This is a genomic window from Streptomyces sp. NPDC028289 (genome assembly GCF_055565975.1).
Genome location: NZ_JBVHTI010000038.1, coordinates 1 through 1,008, shown reverse-complemented (window position 1 = coordinate 1,008; position 1,008 = coordinate 1). Strand labels below are relative to the sequence as shown.

Sequence of the window (1,008 nt, the reverse complement as noted above, 5' to 3'; positions counted from 1 at the left end):
ATCTGTCGCGCCAGGGCTGGTCGTGTCACAAACGTTTGAATGGATCCGGCGTGGAGCGGACATGGATGCCGTCTGGTGACACACTGTGGTTCACACGGATGCATCGTATGTACAACCATCAGAGTGTGTAGGAGCGAATTATGAGCTCGAAGAAGTGGCTTATCACGGGGGCCTCGTCCGGGTTTGGCCGGCAGCTGACGGAGGCGGTCGTTGAGCGGGGCGACTTCGTCATCGCTACGGGCCGCCGCGGTGACGCCCTGGCCGAGCTCGCCGGGTTCAGTCCGCGGATCAGCACGGTGCTCGCGGACGTCACGGAGCCTGACGGCATTGCGGCCATCGCTGCTGCCGTGGAGGCGGCCGGGGGTATCGATGTGCTGGTGAACAACGCCGGTTACGGGTTGTTCGGTGCCGTGGAGCAGATCTCGGACGAGACGACGCGGGCGGTCTTCGAGACGCATGTCTTCGGCCCTCTGGCCCTGATCCGGGCCACGCTGCCGTCCCTGCGTGCGCGGCGTGGCCGCATCATCAACCTGTCGTCGCAGCTCGGTGCCTATGCGTGGCCCGGTTCCGGCCTCTATTCCGCGAGCAAGAGCGCTGTGGAGCTGATCTCCGAGGCGCTCACGCTGGAACTCGCTCCGACCGGGGTGACGGCCACGGCCGTCCAGCCGGGTACGTATGGCACGGGCTTCATCGCGAACGCTGTGGTCGAGGGCCCGAACGAGGTCTATGCCCCGACGGTGGGCGCTGTGCTGGGGCAGGTTGCCGAACTCGGTCCGGATGGGGTGGGGGACCCGCGTGAGGTGGTCGACGCCATCCTGCAGGTTGCCGACTCGGACAACCCGCCGGCCCGGCTTCCGGTCGGCAAGGAAGCGGTGACGACCATCAGGGAGTACCTGCAGAAGCAGCTCGAGCAGTTGTAGGGCCCGTGGGGAACCGGCGGCTTGCGTCATCGCCGGACGGGATCGGCCGGGGGCGGGCGCCAGGGCCAGTGCACGGCGCCCACCGCTG

General features: G+C 67.5%; 1 protein-coding gene. It reads left to right on the top strand.

What is annotated here, in order from left to right:
• The first annotated feature begins 140 nt into the window (after positions 1 to 140).
• A complete protein-coding gene (locus ACZ4UV_RS52080) occupies positions 141 to 920 on the top strand; it encodes an SDR family oxidoreductase (RefSeq protein WP_467850281.1) in 780 nt (259 codons plus the stop codon).
• The last annotated feature ends 88 nt before the right edge of the window (positions 921 to 1,008 follow it).

What these genes read in the sequence shown, in the direction of transcription:
- ACZ4UV_RS52080 (WP_467850281.1), top strand. Translation starts at nt 141, where the DNA reads ATGAGCTCGAAGAAGTGGCTTATCACGGGGGCCTCGTCCGGGTTTGGC.